15 protein-coding genes and 2 pseudogenes are annotated in these 19,467 nt (G+C 61.5%); 10 read left to right on the forward strand and 7 right to left on the reverse strand.

Going from position 1 to position 19,467, the window contains the following annotated elements; genetic code table 11:
- Nucleotides 1-241 precede the first annotated feature (241 nt).
- Entirely contained in the window at nt 242-856 is a 615-nt protein-coding gene (locus GWG65_RS01350; RefSeq protein WP_275193486.1) for a TetR/AcrR family transcriptional regulator, read from the forward strand.
- A gap of 71 nt (nt 857-927) precedes the next feature.
- Nucleotides 928-1,788, forward strand: a complete 861-nt coding sequence (locus GWG65_RS01355; protein ID WP_275193487.1) for an EamA family transporter — start codon at nt 928-930, stop codon at nt 1,786-1,788.
- Between the two features lie 676 nt (nt 1,789-2,464).
- Here GWG65_RS01355 and GWG65_RS01360 read toward each other — a convergent pair.
- Entirely contained in the window at nt 2,465-3,304 is an 840-nt protein-coding gene (locus GWG65_RS01360; RefSeq protein ID WP_275193488.1) for a Crp/Fnr family transcriptional regulator, read from the reverse strand.
- A 247-nt stretch (nt 3,305-3,551) separates the two neighbouring features.
- Between GWG65_RS01360 and GWG65_RS01365 the strand changes: the two are divergent.
- Nucleotides 3,552-4,013 (forward strand): annotated as a pseudogene (locus tag GWG65_RS01365) (acyl-CoA dehydrogenase family protein); the annotation flags it as partial.
- Between the two features lie 121 nt (nt 4,014-4,134).
- On the opposite strand, the gene GWG65_RS01370 reads toward GWG65_RS01365, so the two are convergent.
- Both GWG65_RS01370 and GWG65_RS01375 read right to left on the reverse strand, forming a co-directional pair.
- Entirely contained in the window at nt 4,135-4,416 is a 282-nt protein-coding gene (locus tag GWG65_RS01370; RefSeq protein ID WP_275193489.1) for a hypothetical protein, read from the reverse strand.
- 126 nt (nt 4,417-4,542) lie between these two features.
- Nucleotides 4,543-4,848, reverse strand: a complete 306-nt coding sequence (locus tag GWG65_RS01375) for a hypothetical protein (protein ID WP_275193490.1) — start codon at nt 4,846-4,848, stop codon at nt 4,543-4,545.
- 375 nt (nt 4,849-5,223) lie between these two features.
- Here GWG65_RS01375 and GWG65_RS01380 point away from each other — a divergent pair, with 375 nt between their 5' ends.
- Nucleotides 5,224-5,577 carry a hypothetical protein gene (locus GWG65_RS01380; RefSeq protein ID WP_275193491.1) on the forward strand — a complete coding sequence of 118 codons (354 nt, stop codon included), beginning with the start codon at nt 5,224-5,226 and terminating at the stop codon, nt 5,575-5,577.
- A gap of 763 nt (nt 5,578-6,340) precedes the next feature.
- The gene (locus GWG65_RS01385) at nt 6,341-7,033 is read left to right on the forward strand and encodes a Clp protease N-terminal domain-containing protein (RefSeq protein ID WP_275193492.1); all 693 of its coding nucleotides are present in this window, start codon (nt 6,341-6,343) and stop codon (nt 7,031-7,033) included.
- 95 nt (nt 7,034-7,128) lie between these two features.
- Here GWG65_RS01385 and GWG65_RS01390 read toward each other — a convergent pair.
- The 3 genes and pseudogenes from GWG65_RS01390 to GWG65_RS01400 form a co-directional block, all read right to left on the reverse strand.
- A pseudogene (locus GWG65_RS01390) lies at nt 7,129-7,407 on the reverse strand (tyrosine-type recombinase/integrase); the annotation flags it as partial.
- A 160-nt stretch (nt 7,408-7,567) separates the two neighbouring features.
- Complete coding sequence (locus tag GWG65_RS01395; RefSeq protein WP_275193493.1) at nt 7,568-7,717, reverse strand: hypothetical protein; 150 nt, start codon at nt 7,715-7,717, stop codon at nt 7,568-7,570.
- Nucleotides 7,718-7,980: 263 nt separating this feature from the next.
- Entirely contained in the window at nt 7,981-8,745 is a 765-nt protein-coding gene (locus GWG65_RS01400) for a C13 family peptidase (protein ID WP_275193494.1), read from the reverse strand.
- 802 nt (nt 8,746-9,547) lie between these two features.
- Here GWG65_RS01400 and GWG65_RS01405 point away from each other — a divergent pair.
- Complete coding sequence (locus GWG65_RS01405) at nt 9,548-10,528, forward strand: ABC transporter substrate-binding protein (protein ID WP_275193495.1); 981 nt, start codon at nt 9,548-9,550, stop codon at nt 10,526-10,528.
- Between the two features lie 353 nt (nt 10,529-10,881).
- Here GWG65_RS01405 and GWG65_RS01410 read toward each other — a convergent pair whose 3' ends face one another.
- Entirely contained in the window at nt 10,882-12,612 is a 1,731-nt protein-coding gene (locus tag GWG65_RS01410; protein ID WP_275193496.1) for a methyl-accepting chemotaxis protein, read from the reverse strand.
- Between the two features lie 317 nt (nt 12,613-12,929).
- Between GWG65_RS01410 and GWG65_RS01415 the strand changes: the two genes are divergently transcribed.
- From GWG65_RS01415 to GWG65_RS01430, 4 genes are all read left to right on the forward strand, one after another.
- Nucleotides 12,930-14,312: an ethanolamine ammonia-lyase subunit EutB gene (locus GWG65_RS01415; protein ID WP_275193497.1), complete on the forward strand. Its 1,383-nt coding sequence runs from the start codon at nt 12,930-12,932 to the stop codon at nt 14,310-14,312.
- Between the two features lie 180 nt (nt 14,313-14,492).
- Nucleotides 14,493-16,079: a B12-binding domain-containing radical SAM protein gene (locus tag GWG65_RS01420; protein ID WP_275193498.1), complete on the forward strand. Its 1,587-nt coding sequence runs from the start codon at nt 14,493-14,495 to the stop codon at nt 16,077-16,079.
- Nucleotides 16,076-16,861, forward strand: coding sequence for an ethanolamine ammonia-lyase subunit EutC (eutC, locus tag GWG65_RS01425; RefSeq protein WP_275193499.1), 786 nt, complete (start codon nt 16,076-16,078; stop codon nt 16,859-16,861). Before GWG65_RS01420 ends, eutC begins: the two co-directional genes overlap by 4 nt.
- A 208-nt stretch (nt 16,862-17,069) precedes the next feature.
- A complete protein-coding gene (locus GWG65_RS01430) occupies nt 17,070-19,436 on the forward strand; it encodes an MMPL family transporter (RefSeq protein WP_275193500.1) in 2,367 nt (788 codons plus the stop codon).
- Nucleotides 19,437-19,467: the final 31 nt, after the last annotated feature.

Consider the following 19,467-nt stretch of genomic DNA (forward strand, 5'->3'; position numbering starts at 1 on the left):
TGCCGCAACAACTATTAAGAGTCTCACAATATTGACGTGTGTTTCGAGGTGGGAGCATGAAGCTTGTGGAACCTTGGCCAAAGTCGGTTCAGTGATGCACAGCCGCCAGCGTGCAGCTTGGGGAATGACGCCTTAGTCCGTTTGTGGGCGCGTAGCCGACGCACAAAATGCCTCCCGGCCAACCCCGCATCCGAGCCAAAGCGTCACTTGATATATAGACCAATCGGTCTATATATTACCTATGAGCCGTCAACCCCCAGCGCAGTTGCCCCGTGGCCGCCCCCGAAGTTTCGACACGGAAGCCGCTGTCGAACGCGCGATGGATGTGTTCTGGTCGCGCGGCTATCACGCCACGGCGCTGCCGGACCTTCTTCGTGCGACGAAGCTCTCGCGTGGCAGCCTTTACGCCGCTTTCGGCGACAAGCACTCGCTCTTCCTGCGTTCGCTTGATCGCTACATTGCCGATGCCATGACACGGATGGACATCGAACTCGATCCCCGCAGGGAGCCGGTCGACGCCCTACGGGCCTACCTTGCCGGTTACGTTGAGCGCACCAGCGGTGCCAATGGCCGGCGCGGATGCCTGCTCGTGGCCACAGCCATGGAGCTGGCTGGCCAGGATGCTGAAGTTAATCGCCGCATCGCGAGCTTTTTCAAAGCCATGGAGGCCATGGTGGCGGATGCACTGTCCCGTGCGAAGGCGGCGGGCAAGTTGGCCGAAGGTGTCGAGCCTGCAAGTGCCGCCCGCATTCTCATCTGTTTCCTTTGGGGGCTACGAGTGGTCGCCAAAACGGCACCGACACCGATCACGTTGCAAGCCACCGTTGACGCTCTTCTCGGCCGCTTCATCAGGTAGACAACCCATGGACGCCTCCGCTGTTAGCGCGCCTATATCTAGACCGAATGGTCTTGAAAGGAAAAGATGCCATGTCTCCTATCCAGATCGTCTGCGCGGTGGCCGTCCCCTTGCTCTGGGGTTACCAGTTCGTGGCTATCAAAGTGGGCGTTGCGGAGTTTCCGCCTCTATTCTTCCTCGCTCTGCGCTTTCTGGCGATCGCGCTGCTGCTTGTTCCGTTCGTCAAGAGGCCCACGCGTCAACAGCTCGGCCCCATCGCAGCTATTTCGCTCTTCCTGGGCGGGCTGAACTTCGGGCTGTTCTATGTCGGCCTTGGGCTCGGCTCGGGAAGCATGTCGGCCGTCGCATATCAACTCGCTCCGCCCTTCACCGTCCTGTTGGCCTGGCCGCTGCTCGCGGAGAGGCCGTCGCTAACTACGTCCGCCGGCGTGGTGCTTGCATTCGTCGGTGTGGTCGTGTTGGCAGCGGGGCCCGGCCTGTCGGCAAACGCGCTTCCGCTGCTGCTTGTGGTCGGAGCAGCCTTTGCCTTCGCGGTGTCCAACGTCTTGACGAAGCGCTACGGCCCTTTTGATCCCCTGATGTTGATGGGGTGGTTTTCGCTACTCACGGTGCCGCAGGTCATGTTGATGTCGTTGCTGCTCGAATATGGACAGCTGACGAGCCTCGTCACGGCGGATCAAAATGGCTGGCTGGCACTCGCCTACACCATCTTCATCGGAGGAATTGTCGGGTTCGGACTTTGGTTCTGGCTGATCGCCCGTTGCTCGATGGGCCGCGTTGCCCCCTTCGCTCTGCTGCTTCCGGTGTTCGCTTTGATTTCGAGCGTGCTGTTCCTTGGCGACCGCGTGACTCCAAGATTGATTGTCGGCGGGTTGCTCGCGATTTCCGGTGTGGCCATCACTCAGGCAAGACCGAGCGTTCGATCAATTTAAACCCGAGAACTTGCGTCGCAGCGACTTGCGGGTTTGGCCCGCAGGCTGTCTGCCAAGCGCTTCCCGGCCAAGGCTGCTTCTGATCCCAAAGCGGACATGCCGGGCGCGAAGGTCCTCGCATAGCGACCAGCCGATCATCCTCCGCCAAAAGGCCTGTCCCCGGGCTAAGTGGTATTCATGCAGATGACACGAATGGACCGAAAGCACCGGCCAGACGTTGAAAAACAATCAACCGAAATGGACGAGGGTCCTCCGTGGGAGACAACTTCTCGGGCATTCATTAGTGCGGGAGACGAGTATGACACTTATTTGGCTTGGTGTGCTCCTGGTTTTCGGCGGCGTGCTCCAGATGGCGTATCAGCCGATCTGGCGAGGCCGCCTAAGTGGCGGAAGGCGGCTTCGCTCCGGGCGATCCAGTGATACCCTTGAACCCGAAAGACCGGCCAGCGGCTTTGGGATCAGATCGAATTGGCCTGGACTTACACTGGTCGCGCTTGGCGCCGCGTCCTTGCTGGCCGGAGCTGCCATCTGAGTTGAACCTGACTTCGTGACGTTCTCGGGTTGCGGGGGCTCTCTGGCTGCTCGAAGCCATATTTCTTCCTGGCCCGTTCCGGACCTGCGCCAGCCTTCTCTCTAATGGCAGCTTCTGACCCCAAGGCGGTCATCGCAATGGTTTCTATTTTCCCGCCCGCGAAACGGCTCTGGATTCACCACTCGCTCCGCCGGAGGTGACGATGGCGCTTTCCCGGAACGGCGCATGGGTAGGCTGCGGCGCCGACAATTCCTGGCAATACATCCGATCGATCTTGCGCTGCATGAGCGCATAACAATCGCATGCGACCCTCTCGAGCCGCGCCCGATCGATCTCTACAAATCCGCGCCGGTCGGACGGGACGGCTCCGGCCTCGCGTAGCTTGCTCATCGTCAGAGTCACTGTCGTCCGCCGCACCCCAAGCAATTGTGCAAGCGCCTCCTGCGTCACCGGAAGGAGGTCATCGGGAACGCGGTCGTGAAGCTGCAGAAGCCACCGCGCCATGCGGCCATCCACCCTGTGCAGCGCGTTGCAAGCGGCTACGTGCTGGAGCTGCAATAATACCGCGCGGGCGTGGAGCTGAACGACATTCCTGATGGCTGCGCTTTGCGCATAGGCCTCCCGAAATTTGGCGGCGGAAATCAGCGATGCTGTGCCGGCCATGCGTGCAATCGCGGTTACGGATGAAAGCGACGGGCCGAGCACGGAGAAAGAGGCCAAAGCGCCTTCCCGTCCCATCAAGGTGGTTGCGACCGTTTGCCCGTCCGGCATATCGAGCATGAAGGCGATTGCGCCGCTATGGGGAAAATAAACCGGGTCCATCTCATCGCCCGACCGCACCAGGACGGCATCTGGCTCAAACGAGACCTTCTGGAAGTAGGGCGAGAGCAAGCCGAGATCCGCCGGCGGCAGCGCTGCCAGTAGCCGGTTCCCGATGCCGGTGCGGTGGACGGTCACGATGCTTTCTTGTGAACGAGCACGCATTGAACGGCGGTATCCATCTATTTCATTCACCATGATTATCCGAAATGCGAGTTGCCGAAAGACAACCATCCAAACAGAGCCATGAGTCGAGATCAAGCACGGACATTTGCGGAGACCTTGCCGGCGTCTCGCCGCGCAAGCAGGATCTTGCAATCATCATACTATTCACGCCCGTTGCCAGCGGGGCCTACGGGATGATCGACCAGTGATGGTTCCGGCAGCGCGTGGGTCCGCGCCCTAGCTGACGGCGCAAGGTAGGCTCGGCCCCAGCCGCATCCACCATTGCATGCGGCTGATCGGGTGCGCCCAGCGCGCACTGGAATTGATGTGCCAGCGTGCGGTCTCTCGCACAGCCTTCGGCAAGCCGCTCGCCGAGCAGGGCTCGGTGCGCGAGGACATCGCAAACTCGTTCTGCGAGATCGCGCAGGCGCGGCTCTTGACGCTGCAAGCCGCAGACAAGATGGACCGCGAGGGCAACAAGGCCGCGCGCGACTTGATCGCCGCGGCCAAGATCGTGGTACCCGGCATGGCCGCCCGCGTCATCGACCGCGCCGTCCAGATCCACGGCGCCGCCGGTGTCTCGCAGGACACGTTCCTCGCCCGCGCCTACGTCTACGCCCGCTTCATCCGCATCGGCGACGGGCCGGACCAGGTGCATCTCGCGGCCGCGGGCAAGGAGCTGATCAAGCGCGGCGGGGCGATGGAGTAGGTTCTACACTTGAGCGCGTGGTCATGAATGTGGGATGCCCGAGGTCGAAGCCGCCGGCTGAATAGTCGGGAAGCAGCTGGAGCGACCAACCAGCGGGTTCGGCTATGCGCGGGCTCGTCATTCAAGGCGCCCGGCGAACGATCTTCTGCAAGGCATGGAATACGAGAAACAATGCAAGGGTGAGAAAGGCAACACTCGGCCAGAAGTAGAGAGCGTGCGATTCATAGTAGCGGCCAGGCACATACGGGAATTCGCCTTGCAGCAGAAAGGTGCCGAGCATGGCGATTGGAAACGTGTAGATAGCAATCCAGATATTGGCAAGGCCATCGGGATTCGATCTCAGAAAATCCAGCCAGATCACTATCGCTCCCGCGACATAGACGGCGGGCACGACGAGTTTCATGACCGTCAGCAATCTTGACGAGAACATCCTCATGTTATCGCCCGACGGAGTTGAGCGGCCGGCCACCACCGCCGTGCCGCGATCCTGCGCGGCGGGCGATGCGCCACGGCTGGCTCGAAGGCGTTCCTAGAAGGCCGCACCTTTCCTCCTCAGCAGTCGTGTCCCTGCCGGCACTGCAAGAACAGCACCCCAAAGAATGCTGTTTCCAAGAACGGCGGCCCACTGGAGCGCGGACGACGATCCCTTGATCTGTACGTGCGAGACGGGCGAAAGCAGCGTGTCCGAAAGCGCCGTGGCCAGACTTTCGAGCTGGTCCACATCGCCACCCGACTCGAAGCGCCCCATTCCCAGGGAAAAACCAACCAGAAGAGAGCTCAACGCCAACAACAGATGAGCCGTCGCCAAAACCGCGGCTATCGTGAGATATCTCATGCGATTGATGCCGGGTTGTGACGCCGTGGTTGACCGCATCCCAGGCCGCCAGTGTCCAACCGCAAATCAAGGGCGCATGAGTATCTGACCTTTCCTGCTTGCGGCAGTTGATGGGCATCATACATTTTGTTTCCGCCGATCACACATCTCTGGAGAGCGTCTTTATCCCATTGCTCGACTAGATTTGTCGATCAGACTGTTGCCGAGCGCTGTCAAAATCTGCGCCCTTTCGATGAAAATCTTCAATGGCGCGCTAACCATCAGGTTCGCCTCGGGGCAAGCCCATAATTCCGGACGAAAATTTGGATGCCCAGAAGCGGAGCAACATATTCAGACTGAAGTTTGATGCGCCGCTAGGCACGATCGAACACTACGATGCAGCTTGAACCTCTCTTCGTGCAAGGGGGAATAGCGCGCAGCCCCGCTGTATCCAGCGATGGTCCGCTGATCGCTTTCCTGAGAAGTCGTATCACCGGAAACTACCGATATGAGCTCGTCGTGAGAGACGAACGGGCGAACACCGAAAGGATCGTTCCTTCGCTCAGTTTGGGCTACTCACGCCCAGTCGTCGTTGGGAGGATGGCATACGCCAACAGCCTCGACACTGGCCGGGATCTGATCGTTGCTACGAACCCTGACGCGTCGGATTTGGATTTTGAGCGATTGCTGGACATCACAGACACCGAGGTTGGCAAACTTGAACTTCGCATCGTTTCTGTCGAGCGATAACGCTCCCGCAGGCAGAGCAAGCGAGAGACGTCGACCAGAGAACTTTGCGGAAGTCGGAACAACGTCGAAACGGATCGACAGCCGCTTCACACCGTCGCCTAGCCGCATGCTTGAGGTTGTCTGCTGACCCATCGCGTCGGTTGGCGTAGTGCAGCGACATGGCCGGGGCCGGAGGTGTTCGATGTTGATGTTTGGACACGCATCGCCGCGCCACTCTACCTCTTCTGTTTTACGGACCCATAAATCGAGAGCTTGTGCAGAATGCGGTCGCTTCGGTCGACAAAATTTTGCGGGGCTCTAGTCCGGGCGACCTGCCGATCCAGCGGCCTCGCCGATTTGAACTAATCGTCAACCTAAAGACCGCGAAAGCAATTGGCCTCGATCTTCCACCCCTCCTTGTCGCGCGGGCGGACCGGGTGGTCGAATAGGGCTCTTCGTTGCGTGCACGAGTCTGAAATTGGCCCCATGCTGCCTAGCTCAATGCTCGTCCAAGCGTCGGCTGTCGGGTGTAGACGGGAAGCGGCTTGTAGCGGCCTAGATCGCCGATTTTGTGACAACTCGGACATGATCCGTCGCGTGATCGCAATTGACACCGTTTTGCATCCGGATCATTCTATCTTGAGGTAGATACGACCTGCTGCTTGCACCCCAATGGGGATGGTGAACGTATCATAGGTCTTTCACAGCCCTTTGCCCGAACGAACGGGTCAGCAACGCAAGCTCCTGGCACCTCTGTTTCGTTCAAAGCAAAGGATGAAAGATCATGCGCGACTATCGCGACGCAAAAGCTATGGCACAAGCGGTCCGGGGCTTCCTAGCCGACCACAGTGTTAAGATCACCAACAGCCAAAGCCTTGAACTGATAGCCAAGGCATTTGGCGTTTCCGACTGGAACACGCTTGCAGCGGCGGTTCGCGGAGAGGTCACTGCGCCGCGGACCAAGATTGCGACCTCATCAGCCACGATTGATGCAGGGATTAGGCCTCGGACGCCTCGGTTTTCTACGGAACTTGAACTCACTCTGCAGCGCGCCCTCGGCTACGCTGATGCGCGAAAACATCAATACACGACGCTAGAACACCTGCTGCTCGCGCTGACACATGATGCGAATGCTTCGAAGGTGATGCGGGCGTGCGGTGTTGATCTTGCGGCGCTCCAGAAAAGTCTGACCGACTACATTGACAATGAGTTGCGTACCCTCGTGGTCGAGGCCGGCGCATCTCCCGGCGAGTCCCGTCCCACGGCGGCGTTTCAGCGTGTAATGCAGCGCGCTGAGTCGCACGCCGAGCAAATGGGCCAGCAGGAGATCACCGGCGCTAACATGACGGTCGTTATCTTCACCGAGCGACTAAGCCCGGCCGTACGGCGGCTCTATAGCCAGAACATGACTGCTGAGGATGCCGCGAACTTCGTAGAGCGCGGCATCATAAAACGGAGTGGTACCGCTGCGCCGTGATCAGTGCAGCGTCACGCCCAATGTGGGGACTTCCGTAGTTGGCCCGAAGGCGCCTGCAACCGAGGGGCAGAGCATGTCCGCTCTGCCCAGTCAGTTCAGACGTCCACCTGTTCTGCTATTGCGAGCGCGTCATCGACCTCTATTCCGAGGTAGCGGAGCGTGCTCTCGATTTTTGTATGCCCTAGCAGAAGCTGCACGGCTCGCATGTTACCGGTGCGACGATAAATGAGCGTCGCCTTGGTTCGACGAAGTGAATGCGTTCCGAACAAATGAGGGTCCAGTCCTATACCGGCCAGCCAATGCGATAGCAGGCGCGCATACTGCCGTGTCGTCAGGCTACGGTCCGGTCCTCTGCGGCCAGTGAATAGACGATCCCTTGGCGTTTTGCCGGCTGCCCTGACCTAGTAATCGATGGCCTGGCGAGTCGACTCGGTAAGTTCGAACTAGGCCGGTCGCGGTGCGGTCTCAGGTCTTGGCTTTGGTTTGCTCGGACGTCCACATCAGGGACTGACGCGGTTGCCCCTAACGCCTGCCCTACCGGGCTTGATCGTAGGCCTGCAGGATCCGGACAAAATCAGCCATGCTGGATCGATCTCGGTTTTCCGCCATAGCCGCGACCTGAATATTGGACGCGGGTTGGCTTCCCTGCCAGAACCGCATCAGGAGATCGGCGATGTTTCTCATGGCGTACTCTCCGCAGCCAACTGTGGCAGTAGACACCTTGAGCGGCAAAACGCCGCTAGATCGTGAGAAAGGCCGGCGGGGGTTACGCCGCCGACCTTGTCCTGCAACTGCCGGCTCGCAGGGCCGGTTCCGTTGCGTTGTATCCGAATTTATAGGTAGCACCGAGCACTCGGTTAGGTCCATTGCGCGTCGGTATGAAGTGATCATACTTAGGTAGGCTTGGACTCGTGAATTGGGATCAGTCGACCAAGTGTTTAATGACGTCAAGGTTGGCGGCTTCCGTTGATGCGTGCGACAAGCAATGGCTGCACGTTTTCACCGCCCGCCATGAGTGGGTTCGATGGCTCGAACTGCTCCCGCAGTTCTCGCTTACGGACAAGCAGGCGCGCATCGAGAAACGCATCCTTCAGACTTACGGCTCGCCGGAGCGCGACGTTAAAAAAAGCATCACCGAAATAGGTCCACTTCGCCTTATCCTGACAGCCGAACGACGGATGATTGGCATCGGCCGCGGTGATGACCAGCACATCGGGGTTCGCGAGACGTGGGATGAAGACCCCGGAATAGCAAGCCGAGATGACCACCACCTTGTGTCGCACGCCAGTCTTCGCGAGTATGCCAGCGAGACGAGACGGCGTCAGCGTTTGCGTGAGCCGCCCCGCCTTGATTGCAAGCCCGTCGGGAGAGCCATGGGAGGTGAGAATCAGAAAGAGAATATCTTTCTCGGCATCCAGACGGTTGGCGGCAACCTGCAACGACCTGGTCAGGGCTTCGATCGTTGCACTTCCGCCTCCCTTCGAATTGTATTGTACGTCGATCGCGCCAGTCTCGAAACGGCCCGCTACGACCTGAGCTGCGCCAGTTGCCTCCGCTCTAAACACGCCTTGATCGCCGAAAAGGCCAAAGGACACCACGCCAACCTTTCGAGCATCCTCAATAGCGCGTACCGACGAAACCAACGGCCCGACGATCAAAATTAAAGCGACGAGCGGTGCGCAGAGCCGCCTGATCCAAGACTGAGAGGTCATGCAAAACCTCGTTTCGAGATCGCCGCTATAGAATTGCGGCTCAATACAAAATAGTGGAGATACAGTGAATTTCCATCAGTCGGAACCGTATCTCTCCCGCCATGCTCGCGGCGTTGCATTGTCCTATCCGATGGTGGCTTCGAGCCTTACAGATTCCGCAGAATCGACCCTAGCCCGAATTTATCGAAGTGGTGCCCAGCTTGCACACGCGGGAGTTGGAGATGCCCACTAAGGGCGTGTACCTCATTAAGGCGTGGATGTCCTTCTGACGGCCGAACCCGGAAGACGTGAGGATTTGGGAATGGAATCCTTGGCGGCGTGGATCGCGGGGCTTTTGATCGACCGCTCCTCTGACTACGCTTGCCCCGGACGCTACTTGGCTGGACAACGGTTGGGCTCCTTGCGGGTCTGATCGTGCAAATCGTTTACCTGATCCACACATGCATCGCGTTGTCAGTTCCAAGTTTCCCTTGGTTTAGCATCCTTGCAAATGTTGTAGCGTTGGTTGCCGTCCGTCGCGCTCTGAGATGGCCGTACGCCATATAGGATGAAGGCAGTGTCAATTGGTGGGGCGATGTCGACTGTTGGCCCGATGCTGCCTAGCTCAATGCTCGTCCAAGCGTCGGCTGTCAGGTGTAGACCGGAAGCGGCTTGCAGCGGCCTAGATCGCCGATTTTGACCCAGAGCGGCCCTCACGGTTGATCACCTCTCTCGCTGCGACCTTGTTTCGCGGGTCACGGACGGGGACAAGCGTGTATCGTGCCTTTGCACAGGCGTAACGCACCTTCAGGAGGAGCGTCGCATGATCGATAGACGAGGCCTCGTTGCAAGCGGGATTATTATCACTGTGCTTGCGCCGCGATCGGTTAAGGCGCAGAGACCAGGAAAAGTATGGCGAGTGGTTTTCTTTTCGGTTGCGGCTGGTCCGAACCCTCTTGCTGATTCCTTCAGGCGAGGATTGAAGGAGTTAGGTTATAGTGAGGGGCGGGACATCTCGATCCAGTACCGCTGGATGGCTGGTCATGAGAGCCAATATGACGATGTAACGCGGGAGTTGGTCCAGAGTGAGCCGGACGTGATTGTCACGGCTGGCCATCCGCCAGCTGTTGCTATCAAGAAGGCTACAGCACAGATACCAATCGTCGCGCTTGCCGTCGTTAATCCCGTAGGAGGTGGCCTAGCTGCCAGCATCTCTCATCCCGGTGGCAACTTGACTGGATTTTCTCTGGAAGTCACGCCGGAAACAAACGCCAAAATGCTCGAGCTTCTGCACGAAGCAGCCCCTAAACTCACTCGAATTGGCGCACTTTGGAATTCTGCGAATCCTGGCAGCCGTTTCTACCTTGATGCGGTGAAGCAGGCAGCACAATCGCAAAAGCTTACTCTCAACGCGTACGATGTGCGCCGAGCCGAGGACATCGACACTGTGTTCCGTTCACTTCGCGGAAACGTCGAGGGGCTCGTTGTTTTTCCAGAGGGGCTCCTATGGACGTATCGGCGTAATATCGTTGATGCTGCGCGGGAGGCACAACTAGCGACGATTTTTGGTTATCGCGATGCGACCGAAATGGGAGCACTGATGAGCTACGGCCCCGATCTCGTCGATCTCTTCAGGAGAGGCGCAGCATACGTCGACAAGATCATCAAAGGCGTCAAACCTGCCGAGCTTCCTATTCAACAGCCGGCAAAGTTCGAGTTGGTGATTAATGTCAAGACGGCCACTGCCTTGAACATCGGGATACCGCCAACGTTGCTCGCCCGCGCGGATCAGGTGATTGAATAAACGTAGTCGTCCCGGCGCACTAGTCCGCTTGTGGCCATCTGCCGACTTGCTAGTGCGGGCAGGCCTTATCCGCTCACAAGGGCGGAGCGGACAAGGCATGCGTTCGCCGATCGAATCCATGCGTGCACCGCTGCTCAGGAAGATGTTCACGGAGGGAGGGGAGGGCGCGCCACCGCCATGATGCAATACTGCCGGTGTTTTGCCCGACGAGTCAAACCGCTTCGTAAAATCCGAGAGGCATCGCGCCGGCCGGCATGCCATTGATAAGGCTGCCGCCGGCTACTGTGCATGGGGTTGTTTTCGCGCTTTTGGTTCGAGGTGCCACTGCCGGCTTCGCAGCGCACGACCCCCCGCTAGCCTGCCTTGGCAGTGCGTCTATCCGACCGCAAGTTCTGGAAGAACGTCTCCACCTCGCGTGACAGCGTCTCCGCAGTGGCTGTGAGGCTGCTCGCCGCCGTCAGCACCGAGGACGCCGCGGTGTCGGTCTCGCCGATCGCGTCGCGCAGCGAGGTGATGTTGGCGACCAGGGTCTCGTTGCCCTGCGCGGCCGATTGCGCGTTGGAGGAGATCTCGCGCGTCGCGGCGTCCTGCTGGCCGATGGCCCCGGCAATCGCCGAGGTGACGTCGTTGATCTCGCGCACCGCGCCGCCGATCTCGCGGACGGCGTCGACCGCGCTGCGGGTGGAAGCCTGGATCATGGAGACGTTCTCGCCGATCTCGGCGGTGGCCTTGGCAGTCTGCCCCGCCAGTGCCTTGACTTCATGGGCGACGACGGCAAAGCCGCGGCCGGCGTCGCCGGCACGCGCGGCCTCGATGGTGGCGTTGAGCGCCAGCAGATTGGTCTGCTCGGCGATCGCCTGGATCAGATTGAGCACGCCATCGATGCGCTGGGTCGCGGCGGCAAGGCTCTCGATCTCGGCGATCGATTTCTCGGTACGCTGGCCGGTCTGCCCGACCGCGCTGGCGCTCTGCCGCACCTGGCGGCCGATCTCCACCACCGACGCCGACAGTTCCTCGGCGGCGCCTGCCACCGCGGTGACGTTATGGGACGCCTGCTCGGTGGCGTTCGCCGCCGTGCCGGCGCGGCTGCTCGCATCCGCGGTGACGCGCGTGATGGTCTGCGCAGTCTCGCGCATGACGGTGGCATTGTCGGTGAGGCCGCGCATGACGGCCCCGATCGCTTCGCGAAATGCCTCGACGGATTGTTCGATGTGGCGGGCGCGCTGCTCGCGCGCGGCGGAGTCCTGCGAGACCTGCGAGGCGAGGTTGCGGTTGCGTCCCATCGCGTCCTGGAACACCTGGATGGCGCGGGCCAGCGCGCCGATCTCGTCGGCGCGGCCGCTGTAGGGCACCACGACGCTATCAGCCCCGTCCGCGACCTGCTTGATGGTTTCGGTGATCGTCGCCAGCGGCCGCGCGATCGAGCGGGCGATGATGACGATGCCGATCACGACCAGCGCCAGCGCCACGCCGCCAAGGCAGGTCAAGACCAGCGACAGAATGCGGTTGGTCTCGGTCTGCTGCGCGATCTGCCTGGCGCGCTCGGCATAGACCTTGGACAGCGCCTCGAGATCCTTGTTCAGCGCGGAGCGCACGGAGCGGTTGGCGTCGTTGTCGCCCCATTCGCGCCCCGCGGCCGCATTGATCTCGATGCCGCGGCGCACCAGCTCCTTGCGGAAGTCGACGAACTGCTCGATGCGCTTCTTGAAGGTGGCGAACTGCGCGGCATCGTCGTCCCTGACGATGGTTTCCCAGCGCTTCACGACGTCGAGGATCTGGCCATTGAACTTGAGCAGGCCATCGCCGTATTTCTTCACCACGACGGGGTCGGTCGACATGTAGACGCCGCGCGACTCCATCACGACCGCATAGACCAGCGAGTTGACGCGCTCGACGTTCAGTGCGGCGGCGTTCGCCGTCTCGATCGCCCCGGCCAGCTCGGCGCCGCGGCGGCTGTTGTAGTCGGACAGCATCGCGATCGCCGCCGTGAGCAGGGCGAACAGCGCGAAGATCGCGTAGAGCCTGGCGGCAAGCGTGAAGCGGCCGGCCAGGCTGGCGGCATTCCCAGATCGGTCGATTGTCATGATGTTCAGGGGCCCGGATGGCCTGGAGCGGCCGGTGAGCACGGTCGTGTCAAAATCTATGCAAACTATGCAGAATGAAGATGGATGCAGCGTTAACGCCGCCGCTGCAGGCATTGGTCCTTGGTCGAACGAAACGCTTGTCATTTCAGTTGTTTGGCGTGACGCTATCGGTTCTCGGCAGATCGACCCTGCGGGAAGGGACGGCGTGCCGGCAACATCGGCATGCGCAGCGGTCGCCAAGCGCATATCCCTGAGGCTGGGACCGCCTGCACGATCGATTTGGACTCGGCCATTGGCCGACGAACTCGGAGGGGCCTTTGGTCTATCGCCACGCCATCGACGCCACGACCTACACCTTCCCCGACCTGCGCGACCTCCTCGCCAAGGCGACGCCGCCGCGTTCGGGTGACCGGCTGGCCGGGATTGCCGCTGGCAGCGCCGAGCAGATGATCGCGGCGCGAATGGCGCTCGCGGATCTTCCGCTCGGACAGTTCTTGCAGGAGGCCGTGATCCCCTATGAGGCCGACGAGGTCACCCGCCTCGTCGTCGATGGCCACGACGCAAAGGCCTTCGCGCCGGTGTCTTCGCTGACGGTCGGCGGCTTCCGCGACTGGCTGCTGTCCGACGCCGCGACGCCCGAGATCCTGCGCAAGCTGGCGCCCGGCATCACGCCGGAAATGGCGGCCGCGGTCTCCAAATTGATGCGCAACCAGGACCTGATCCTGGCCGCGCGAAAATGCGAGGTTACCACGGCTTTCCGCAATACCATCGGACTGAAAGGGCGGATGAGCACGCGGCTCCAGCCCAACCATCCCTTCGACGATGCCAAGGGCATCACCGCATCGATCCTCGACGGCCTCCTGCTCGGGGCCGGCGATGCCTGCATCGGCATCAATCCGGCCAGCGACGATCCGGCCGTGATCGCGCAATTGCTGCGGCTGCTCGATGAAATCATCGCGCGGCTGAAGATCCCGACCCAAGCTTGCGTGCTGACCCATGTCACGACGACGCTGTCGCTGGTCGGGCAGGGCGTGCCCGTCGACCTCGTCTTCCAGTCGGTCGCAGGCACCGAGGCCGCCAACCGCAGTTTTGGCATCGACCTCGCATTGCTCCGGGAAGCGCAGCAGGCCGGGCTGTCGCAGAAGCGCGGCACGGTCGGGCAGAACGTGATGTATTTCGAGACCGGCCAGGGCTCGGCGCTGTCGGCCAATGCCCATCACGGTGTCGACCAGCAGACTTGCGAGGCGCGCGCCTATGCGGTCGCCCGCGCTTTTGCTCCGCTGCTGGTCAACAGCGTGGTCGGCTTCATCGGTCCGGAATATCTCTACGACGGCAAGGAGATCATCCGGGCCGGGCTCGAGGACCATTTTTGCGGCAAGCTGCTCGGCCTGCCGCTCGGAATCGACATCTGCTACACCAACCATGCCGAGGCGGACCAGGACGACATGGATAATCTGCTGACGCTGCTCGCTGCCGCCGGCGTCACCTTCATCATGGGGGTGCCGGGCGCCGACGACGTCATGCTGAACTACCAGTCGACCTCGTTTCACGACGCGCTCTATGTCCGCGACGTCTTCGGCCTGCGACGGGCGCCGGAATTCGACGATTGGCTGGTGCAGTCAGGCATTGCGGGCGCCGATTTTCGCCTTGCCGGCGATGCAGGCCTGCTGCCCGATTTTGCCTCGCGGCTGATTGCGTGAGGGTGGATCGGGAAAAGCCCCCGAAAATCTTTCACCTGCCGGCATGAACCGGGGAAACCATTGGCGCGTCTCACGAATTAGTTCGCTGCCACAATATTGAGGAAATTCGGTCCCAGCGTTACGTTATGTCTCTGGTGGCCTCGTCAGTACCGTTCGTAGAATGTGGTTGGGGAAATTTCGATGCGTGCTGAAAGCAACGGAACGATCCGGCGTATTCTCTGCGTTTTCCCGCGCTACACCTCGTCCTTCGGCACTTTCGAGCACGCCTACCCTCTGACCGACGGCGTGCGTGCCTTCATGCCGCCGCAGGGGCTTTTGCTGCTCGCCGCCTATCTGCCGAAGGAATGGCAGGTCAGGTTCGTCGACGAGAACCTCCGTCGCACCACCGCGGAGGAGTTCGAATGGGCGGAAGCGGTCTTCGTCAGCGGCATGCACATCCAGCGTCAGCAGATGAACGACATCTGCCGCCGCGCCCATGAATTCGATCTGCCGGTCGCACTCGGCGGGCCCTCGGTCAGCGCGTGTCCCGACTATTATCCGTCGTTCGACTATCTCCATGTCGGCGAGCTCGGCGACGCCACCAATCAGCTGATCGAAATCCTGTCGCGCGACACCTCGCGTCCCGACCATCAGGTGGTTCTGACCATCAAAGACCGAATTCCGATGACGGAGTTCCCGATCCCGGCCTACGAGCTTGCCGACGTGAAGAAATACTTTCTCGGCAGCATCCAGTATTCCAGCGGCTGCCCATATCAGTGCGAGTTCTGCGACATCCCCGGTCTCTATGGCCGTAACCCGCGCATCAAGTCGCCCGAGCAGATCATCGCCGAGCTCGACCGCTTGCGCGAATGCGGCATGACCGACACGATCTATTTCGTCGACGACAATTTCATCGGCAACCGCAAGGCGGCGATGGACTTGCTGCCGCACTTGATCGAATGGCAGAAGAAGACCGGCTATGTGATGCGGCTCGCCTGCGAGGCCACGCTGAACATCGCCAAGCGGCCCGAGATTCTGGAGAAGATGCGTGAGGCCTATTTCACCACCATCTTCTGCGGCATCGAGACGCCGGATCCCGATGCGCTGAAGGCGATGCACAAGGACCACAACATGATGGTCCCGATCCTGGAGGGGGTGCGTACCATCAACTCCTACGGCATGGAGGTCGTCTCCGGCATCATCATGGGGCTGGACAGCGACAAGCCGAATACATCCGATGTGCTGCTCGGCTTCATCGAGGAATCCCAGATCCCGCTGCTCACCATCAACCTGCTTCAGGCGCTGCCGAAGACGCCGCTGTGGGACCGGCTGGAGCGTGAGGGACGCCTGATCAACGACGACGGCCGAGATTCCAACGTCGACTTCCTGCTGCCTTATGACGACGTCGTCGCATCCTGGAAGCACTGCATGGAAGTCGCCTACGAGCCCGCGAAGGTCTATGCGCGCTTCCAGTATCAGTGCGACCACACCTATTCAAACCGCCTCAAGGTGCCGGTGTCCGATGAGATGAAGACCTGGCCCAACATCAGGCGCGCGCTCGTCATGCTAAGAAACATCTTCTGGAAGGTCGGCGTGCTCGGCGACTACAGGCGCGTGTTCTGGAAGTTCGCGCTGGGACGCATCCGGTGCGGCGATCTCGAAGGCCTGATCGGCAGCACATTGGTCGCGCATCATCTCATCACCTTTGCGCGCGCGGCCTCCAGCGGCAAGCAGAACGCATCGAACTATTCGGTGCGGCTGCGCGAGGCCGCCGTTCCCGCCGAATGAGCGACAAGCCCGCTCCGATTCGCCGGACCCTTGATCTGCGGTCATTGACGCCCGCGCGCGTCGCGCTCGGGCGCAGCGGCGCGAGCCTGCCGACGAAACCGCTGCTGGATTTCACGCTGGACCACGCCCGCGCCCGCGATGCCGTGCATGCCGCCTTCGACATGCCGCGGCTGGTCGCCGGGCTCGGCGAGCTCGGCCTTGCCGTGACCGAGGTGAGGAGCCGGGCGGCCGATCGCCGGGATTATCTGCGGCGGCCGGATCTCGGGCGGCAGCTCGACGCCAACTCGGCCGGGGCGCTGGCGCAGTGTGCCACCACGCCGTGCCCGCTTGCGATCGTGATCGGCGATGGCCTGTCGGCGGCGGCCGTGAATGCCCATGCGGCCGCGCTGCTGGAGAGCCTGCTGCCCCAGCTCGCGGCCGAGCCGGCTGTCGCGATCGGCCGTGTCGTTGTCGCCTCAGGCGCGCGCGTCGCGCTTGGCGACGAGATCGGCGCCATTCTCGGCGCGCGCATGGCCCTGATGCTGATCGGCGAGCGACCGGGCCTGTCGGCGCCCGACAGCCTCGGCGCCTATCTGACCTTTGCGCCGAAGCCCGGGCGTACCGATGCCGAACGCAACTGCGTCTCGAACATCCACCACGCCGGGCTGAGCTATGACGAAGCCGCCTTCAAGATCGCCTGGCTGGTGCGCGAGGGGCTGGCCCGACAGGTCACCGGCGTGGCGCTGAAAGACGAGAGCGCAGACCGCGCGCCGCGTCGAATTGGCACAGCGTCGGAAAGATGACCGAAATCGAGGGCCCAGATCGCCGCATCTTGATCGGTTTGGCCATACTTCGCCTGCTTGCAGGTCGGGGTATTGACCTGCTAAACCCCCCACGGCGATTTTCCGCGCATTTTCAAAGGGCAAGCCTCCCCATTGGTATGGCGTTTTCAAGCCGTTCGCGGGGCGCAATAAGCTCACAGACCGAGCCGATTTAGGAACTGGACAAGGCATGCTCGAAAAGCACAGCGAGAGTGAGGTTCATGTCGACAAGGTCGAGCAGGGACCGGGGTCCTCCATTGCCTTCGGGCTGGAGCGCATCGGGCTGATCGCCGTCCGGGCCCCGATCATCTCCTGCATCGTGCTGCTGGTGCTGATCGTCGGCGCCGTGTTCGGCATCTATCGGATCAAGATCGACGATTCGCTGTCGCAGCTATTCCGCTCCAATTCCCGCGAATTCCACCAATATGAAGAGGTGACGAAGAAGTTCCCGGCCGAGGAATTCGACGTCCTGGTCGTGATCGAGGGCAAGACCCTCCTGGCCCGAAACAACCTCGAGAAGCTGCGCGACTTCGTCACCGACCTGCAACTGGTCGAGGGTACGCGCGGCCTGGTCTCGCTGTTCTCCGCGCGTCAGGCGCCGGCGCCGGGCAAGCTGCCGGCGGCGCTGTTTCCGGGCGAACTGCCCGAGGGCGCGGCCTATGACAAGTTCATCGAAACCGTCAAATCCAACGAGATCATCCGCGGCAAGCTGTTGTCGGAGGACGGCACGCTCGCGCTGATCGTGCTCTCGCTGGATCCGGAGGTGGTTGCCTCCAACAAGCTGACCAAGACCGTCGGCGACATCCGCGCGCTGACGAAAGAGGACCTCGGCGACACCGGACTCAACGTGCAGCTCTCCGGCGTGCCGGTGATGCAGCTCGAGATCCGCAACGCGGTCGAACGCGACGGCCTCACCTACAACATCCTCGGCATTCTCGCCGGCTGCGTTATCGCCATCATCTTCTTCCGAAAAATCTCTTTCATGGTGGCGGCGGCCTTCCCGCCGATGATCGCGATCCTGCTGGCGCTGGGCGCGCTCGGCTGGGCCAATTTCAATCTCAACATGTTCCTGAACGTGATGACGCCGCTCATCATGGTCATCAGCTTCTCGGACTCGATGCAGCTCACCTTCGCCGCGCGCGACCGGCTGATCGCGGGCCAGGACAAGTTCACCGCGTTCAAGAATGCGGTGTTGGTGGTCGGACCTGCCTGCGTGCTGACGCACGGCACCGCCGGAATTTCCTTCATCGCGCTGCAGTTCTCGAACTCCGATTTGATCCGCAAGTTCGGCGAAGCCGGCCTGGCCGCCACCATCATCGCGCTGGTCGCGGTGCTGTCGCTGGTGCCGGTATTCGGCGTGCTGCTCGTGCGCAACGAGAACGTCTTTGCGACCAAGTTCCAGAGCGCGGACGCCGGCGTCCAGGCGCTGCGCAATTTCTGCTACTGGATCGCGGTGCGCATGGTGGGCCGGCCCGGCCTGTTCAGTCTGATCGCGCTGCTGTTCGTCGCCAGCCTCGGCGTGATCTACGCCAATCTGGAGCCGCGCTACCGGCTCGCCGACCAGGTACCGGACAAGCGCCAGGCAGTGGCCGCCAGCGACCGGCTAGACGCCAAGCTCACCGGCGCCAATCCGGTCAACGTGCTGATCCAGTTCCCCAAGGGTGAATCGCTGTATTCGCCGGAGACGCTGCAGACGATTGGGGACGTGCATGCGGTCGTGGAAAAGACGGCCGGTGTCGGCAACGTCTGGTCGGTCGAAACCCTGCGCCGCTGGCTTGCGGAAAAGGCCGGCAGCGCCGACGTCGCGACACTGAAGGAATATGTGAACCTCATCCCCGAGCATCTGGTGCGCCGCTTCATCGATGCGGAGCAGGACGCCGTCGTGGTCGCGGGCCGCGTGCCGGACAAGGATTCCAGCCAGCTCCTGCCGATCGTCGACAAGCTCGACACCGAGCTTGATGCGGTGCGCAAGAAGCATCCGGGCTACGAAGTGGCGGTGACGGGTCTCGCCGCCATCGCGGCGCGCAACTCGGCCGGCATGATCGAGAAGCTGAATCGCGGGCTCACCGTGGAGTTCGCGCTGGTCGCGATCTTCATCGGCCTCGCCTTTCGCTCCTGGGTGGTGATGTTCGCCTGCATCCTGCCGGGCATCTTCCCGGTGGTGATGTCGGGCACGGTGCTGTGGGCGATGGGCGAGGGGCTGCAATTCGCCAGCGTCGTCGCGCTCACCGTCTCGTTCGGCCTGGGGCTGAGTGCGACCATCCACTTCCTCAACCGCCTCAGGCTGGAGAGCAAGCCGAGTGTCGGCTCGGGGCTCGCCGTCGAACGCGCAACCGTGCTGGTCGGCCCGGCGCTGATCCTCACCACGGTGGTGCTGGCCTGCGGCCTCGTCGTTACTGTGTTTTCCGACCTGCCGTCGCTGCGGCTGTTCGGCTGGCTCAGCGCCTTCTCGATGGTCATGGCGCTGGTCGCCGATCTCTTCATCCTGCGGCCGACGGCGATGTGGCTGATCAACCTGCACGCCAAGCTGCAGGGTGCGGACAAGCGTGCGATCTGAATCGATCGCGACGGGCGATCATACATTAAGA

It is taken from the genome of Bradyrhizobium sp. CSA207, from assembly GCF_029051685.1.
GTDB lineage: Bacteria > Pseudomonadota > Alphaproteobacteria > Rhizobiales > Xanthobacteraceae > Bradyrhizobium.

What these genes read in the sequence shown, in the direction of transcription:
- GWG65_RS01355 (WP_275193487.1), top strand. Translation starts at nt 928, where the DNA reads ATGTCTCCTATCCAGATCGTCTGCGCGGTGGCCGTCCCCTTGCTCTGG.
- GWG65_RS01385 (WP_275193492.1), top strand. Translation starts at nt 6,341, where the DNA reads ATGCGCGACTATCGCGACGCAAAAGCTATGGCACAAGCGGTCCGGGGC.
- GWG65_RS01395 (WP_275193493.1), bottom strand. Translation starts at nt 7,717, where the DNA reads ATGAGAAACATCGCCGATCTCCTGATGCGGTTCTGGCAGGGAAGCCAA.
- GWG65_RS01420 (WP_275193498.1), top strand. Translation starts at nt 14,493, where the DNA reads ATGCGTGCTGAAAGCAACGGAACGATCCGGCGTATTCTCTGCGTTTTC.
- GWG65_RS01400 (WP_275193494.1), bottom strand. Translation starts at nt 8,745, where the DNA reads ATGACCTCTCAGTCTTGGATCAGGCGGCTCTGCGCACCGCTCGTCGCT.
- GWG65_RS01350 (WP_275193486.1), top strand. Translation starts at nt 242, where the DNA reads ATGAGCCGTCAACCCCCAGCGCAGTTGCCCCGTGGCCGCCCCCGAAGT.
- GWG65_RS01370 (WP_275193489.1), bottom strand. Translation starts at nt 4,416, where the DNA reads ATGAAACTCGTCGTGCCCGCCGTCTATGTCGCGGGAGCGATAGTGATC.
- eutC (WP_275193499.1), top strand. Translation starts at nt 16,076, where the DNA reads ATGAGCGACAAGCCCGCTCCGATTCGCCGGACCCTTGATCTGCGGTCA.
- GWG65_RS01430 (WP_275193500.1), top strand. Translation starts at nt 17,070, where the DNA reads ATGCTCGAAAAGCACAGCGAGAGTGAGGTTCATGTCGACAAGGTCGAG.
- GWG65_RS01360 (WP_275193488.1), bottom strand. Translation starts at nt 3,304, where the DNA reads ATGCGTGCTCGTTCACAAGAAAGCATCGTGACCGTCCACCGCACCGGC.
- GWG65_RS01380 (WP_275193491.1), top strand. Translation starts at nt 5,224, where the DNA reads ATGCAGCTTGAACCTCTCTTCGTGCAAGGGGGAATAGCGCGCAGCCCC.
- GWG65_RS01375 (WP_275193490.1), bottom strand. Translation starts at nt 4,848, where the DNA reads ATGAGATATCTCACGATAGCCGCGGTTTTGGCGACGGCTCATCTGTTG.
- GWG65_RS01405 (WP_275193495.1), top strand. Translation starts at nt 9,548, where the DNA reads ATGATCGATAGACGAGGCCTCGTTGCAAGCGGGATTATTATCACTGTG.
- GWG65_RS01410 (WP_275193496.1), bottom strand. Translation starts at nt 12,612, where the DNA reads ATGACAATCGACCGATCTGGGAATGCCGCCAGCCTGGCCGGCCGCTTC.